Genomic DNA, 4,850 nt, shown 5'->3' on the forward strand with positions numbered 1-4,850 from the left:
ACAATACATGATTGACAATGTTAACAAGTATAATACATTGCCAATCTCTGGAGCGAACGATAAATATTCAGATGGAGTGAAATCATTCTATGCGGCTTATCCGGAGCAAGGTACGGTATATCAGACAGCTGTTAAGTATGTAAATCCTCAGTGGATGGAAATAGGTAAGGAAATCACGAATGTTATCCTTGGTCAGAACGATTCTAAAAAAATGCTTCAAAACATCGATAAGAACCGTGCTAATCAAGCAACTGCAGCCAGCGATCCAGCTTGGAAGTAAGGGGTAGTAGGTAAGATATCGGCCATTTTATATTAGCAATGGGTAAGTGAGCATTCACTTGCCCTCTTTAAAAAACGGGCGTTCGCTGAATGGAAGGAATCAATTATGATAGACAAAAAAATTTACCCAACTTATTTTGCAGTAGGTGCACTAATCCTATATTCGGTGTTGTATGTGCTGCCTGGCCTGATTGGTATTGGTTACTCATTTACAGATTGGTCAGCGTTTAACGACAAGCTAAATTTCGTATGGCTGGACAATTTCAAAAAAGCTTTTTCGATGGAGGAAAACTACGTAAAGTATCTTGGAAACACGGTTCTATTCACATTTGTCACAACTATTTCAAAGAATGTAATAGGCTTGTTTCTGGCAATTCTCTTGACAAAAAAGGTAATGGTGTTAAATTTCCACAGAGCCGTTATGTATTTACCCGCAGTGCTTTCCGCGCTTGTCGCTGGGATGATTTTCAAGTCCATTTTAAATCCAAGTGTGGGACTGCTTAACACATTTTTACGTCAATTTGGCATCGAAGGTCCCAAGTGGCTGTCTGATCCGAATATTGCTTTCTGGTCAATCATGGGGGTGGATATCTGGAAAGGCGTCGGGTACATTATGACAATTTTTATCGCAGGTATTTTGTCTATTTCGCCAACCTATTACGAGGCTGCCGACATAGACGGTGCAAATGCATGGCAAAAATTCCGGTTAATAACATTACCTATGTTGATGCCTACCATTACTGTGACCACAGTTCTTAATGTTATTTACGGTCTAAAAGTATTCGAAATGGTATATGCCCTTACCAATGGGGGGCCAGGCTATACATCGGAAGTGCTCTATACTAGTGTTTACAAGGAGTTCGGGTATGGTCGCTATGCTATGGGAACGACGCTTTCAACGATAATGTTTGTATTTATGGTGATTGTTGGCTACTTCATGATAAAGAACATGACAAGAAACGAGGTGACGGAATGATACTATCCAAAAAGAGATTGACTTCCATCGGTGTGAATGTACTGGCTTGGATAGTGTCCATTACTCTGCTTGCGCCGTTGTTGTTAATACTGGTTAATTCTTTCAAGACAAGCCTTGAGGCTTCAAATATGTCGTTAGCATTACCTTCCTCAATAATTTGGGAAAATTTCACTATTGTTATTGGAAAAGGAAAATTGATTACAACGTTTTTTAATAGCGTACTTTATTCAGGAGGCAGCGTAGTGCTAACGACGTTGCTGGCCTCTATGGCGGCGTATGTACTGTCTCGTCGCAGAAGCAGACTACATAATTTCCTTTATTTTTACTTGGTACTTGGTATTACAATGCCAATTAACTTTGTAGCGTTAATGAAGGTTATGCAGTCATTGAATTTGGTCAATAGCCAGTTGGGTATCATTTTGTTGTATGCAGCGATTCAATTACCATTTAATGTGTTTCTCATATACAGCTTTATTGGGAAAATTCCGCGAGATATTGACGAAGCAGGTATTATTGATGGCTGTTCTCCTCTTAGGCTATATTTTTCGGTTATTTTTCCATTAATAAAATCTGTTTTAGTGACGGTTATTGTGCTGACATTTTTAAATACATGGAATGAATTCGTCCTGCCGCTCTACTTTCTTAGCAACTCGGAAAAATGGCCGATGACCTTGGCAGTTTATAATTTCTTTGGGATGTACTTCAAGGATTGGAATCTTGTTAGTGCGGATATCGTACTGACTAGTCTTCCGGTCATTATTGTGTATTTGCTGGGTCAAAAATACATTGTTTCCGGTATGACAGCCGGTGCAGTCAAGGGGTAAACGATGAAAGAATTTCGTGAAATTACGGGGAATATTATCAGATGTACCTATGTACCTGAGGGAACTGTACAGCATACTTCTTTCTTTATTGATCCGCAGCGGATGGATGGTTCATTAGTTGAGGAATGTCCTATTTCGATACAAAATGTTGCCTTTTCCCCTAGAGATATTTACCGAAGTGTGCCCGATGGTGAACCGAATATCCAGGTCATTAAAACAGTAGACGGACAGCGAACCAGCATTACAAACTTGAAAAAGATATATTATCGACAAGCTTGGCGTGCAGTCGTTACGCTATCATTTGCAGAAAATGAGCATATTTACGGTTTAGGTCAAGATGAGGATGGTGTGTTTAACAAGCGCGGACGTATTGAGTATCTTTATCAGCACAATATGAAAATACCGATGCCGATGTTTGTATCGAGTAAAGGTTATGCTGTCTTGTTTAACTGTACATGTCTTATGGTCTTTGATGATTCCGAAGATGTCTGCACTATCACTTTGGAGTGTGTTGATCAGGTTGATTTTTTTGTTATTACCGGTACTATGGATGAAATTGTTGCTGGCTATCGGGAGTTAACAGGCAGGGCTGCACCTATGCCCACGTGGACGCTCGGTTATTGGCAATCCAAGGAAAAATATGAGAGCCAAGATGAGTTGCTGGCAGTTGCACGTGAATACCGTCAACTTAACATTCCGTTGGATGTGTTGGTGCAGGACTGGAAAACCTGGGAAGGCGAGCTTTGGGGTGATAAATATTTGGACAAGAGCCGCTACCCTAACATTTCTGGAGCGATGGAACAACTGCATGAGATGAACGTACATGCCTTAGTATCTATTTGGCCAAACCTTAACAGCGGAGGACGTAATCATAAAGAATTAGCCGACGCTGGAGTGTTATTAAATGACTATTCTACGTATGATGCCTTTAATGAGGATGCACGCCGACTCTACTGGGAGCAAGCTGAACGAGAGCTTTATAATGGAGGATTTGACGGCTGGTGGTGCGATAACACCGAACCTTTCACTGCAGCTGATTGGTGTGGTGAGTATAAACTCTCAGAAAAAAAACGGTATGAACTTGTTGGCAGCGAACATGAAAAATATATAGATCCAGATGCAGCCAATGGATATGCTTTGCTTCATGCCAAAGGCATATATGAGAATCAGCCCCGGAAACCTGTAGTCAATCTTACTCGCGCAGGCTGGGCAGGGATTCAGAAATATGGAGCTATATTGTGGGCAGGAGATACATCTGCCACATGGCAAGAACTACGCAATGAAATTGCAAAAGGGTTAAGCATCAGCATGTGTGGAATTCCTTATTGGACAGTAGATGCTGGAGCGTTTTTTGTCGGTGGAACAAATTGTTGGCGCAAGTGGAAGGGCGATCCTGAAGCCGCACCTGTCTGGTTTTGGCATGGCTATTACGATGGTGGGGTAAGCGATAAAGGCTATCAGGAGTTGTACACTCGTTGGCTCCAATTTGCATGTTTCTTGCCCATTTTCCGTTCTCATGGCACGGATACGCCACGGGAAGTATGGAATTTTGAAGATCCGTTTCGTAGTGCTATTGAAAAAACTATCCGTTTGCGTTATTTACTAATGCCTTATATTAGTGAAATGTCTAAGAGAGTTACTGATAATCACGATACTATAATGCGTAGTCTATTGTTTGATTTCCCAGACGACCCGCGTGCTGCAACGATGGACGATGAATTTATGTTTGGTCGTGACCTGCTAGTAATTCCGATCACACATCCGACCCTGTATGGTCCGAACAGTACTCCACTCTCAGATCAGTGCATGACTCTGCGATGCTATCTTCCTAGCGGAGCAGATTGGTATGATTTTTGGACGCATGAATTTTATTATGGAGGACAGGAGGTGGAGGTGTCTATTGAACTGGATCGTATCCCTTTATTTGTGCGTGCAGGTACGCGAATTCCAGTACAGGAAAATATGCAGTACGCACAAGAAGAACAATTGGTGAGCTATTTGGATTATCCGACAAGATAGGAATGGAATGAAGAGTGTGACTAGCAAGGAATATATTAGGTAGTAATTACACGAACTTTGATTCTAGCTATGCTAAATAATAAATAGTAAAGTACGATGGGGCTGTAGAAAAGTTGAGATCATCTCGGCATTTCAGCAACCCCTTTGTTGTAACAAAATGTTAGTATAAAAAACGTAGCATGTCTCATTTGAACCTCCCAACAATCACTCAGTGGTTAAAAAAATACATGAAAGAGGCATGAATGACACATTCCTTCAAAAACAAGGAGAATCTATAATGAATACAAGTTCTGTATAACGCGATTGTACAAGAATTAATGAAAGCGTTTTAATTAAGGGGAAGATTGAGGAGGAAATTTATGAAGAAACTACTTATTTGTGTAATGGCAGTATTCATGATTTTGGGAGTGGTTGCATGCAGCTCTCCAGCGGAGGAGCAGAAACCGGGGACCACGAAACAGGAAACAACAACTCCGAAAGAAGACATTACTCTAACTTATATGGCTAGCCAAGATTGGGTACAGGATGCTGAACTACAGCTTGGTGAAAAGTTCACCCAAGAGACAGGTATTAAGGTGGATTATCAGATCGTTCCTGCCGATCAATATTCTAACTTGTTGCTTACTAAGCTTAATACAGGTGAAGGTGCCGATTTGTTTGGCTCACAAGCGGGTAAATTTGATATCATAACGCAGTTGAATGTAGAAAAAAACGCTGCTGATTTGACTGGCGAAGAATGGGTGTCTCGCTTG

At 41.1% G+C, this 4,850-nt stretch carries 3 protein-coding genes and 2 pseudogenes; all 5 read left to right on the forward strand.

From position 1 onward, the window contains the following. Positions 1-280: pseudogene (locus AC0YN6_RS30360) on the forward strand (hypothetical protein); the annotation flags it as partial. 105 nt (positions 281-385) lie between these two features. After that, entirely contained in the window at positions 386-1,255 is an 870-nt protein-coding gene (locus AC0YN6_RS30365; protein ID WP_475751976.1) for a carbohydrate ABC transporter permease, read from the forward strand. Then, the gene (locus AC0YN6_RS30370) at positions 1,252-2,079 is read left to right on the forward strand and encodes a carbohydrate ABC transporter permease (protein WP_475751979.1); all 828 of its coding nucleotides are present in this window, start codon (positions 1,252-1,254) and stop codon (positions 2,077-2,079) included. The genes AC0YN6_RS30365 and AC0YN6_RS30370 overlap by 4 nt, the downstream gene beginning before the upstream one ends. Before the next feature lie 3 nt (positions 2,080-2,082). Then, the gene (locus AC0YN6_RS30375; RefSeq protein ID WP_475751981.1) at positions 2,083-4,098 is read left to right on the forward strand and encodes a glycoside hydrolase family 31 protein; all 2,016 of its coding nucleotides are present in this window, start codon (positions 2,083-2,085) and stop codon (positions 4,096-4,098) included. A 359-nt stretch (positions 4,099-4,457) separates the two neighbouring features. After that, positions 4,458-4,850, forward strand: a pseudogene (locus tag AC0YN6_RS30380) (ABC transporter substrate-binding protein); the annotation flags it as partial.

Source organism: Paenibacillus sp. J22P15, from assembly GCF_056269345.1.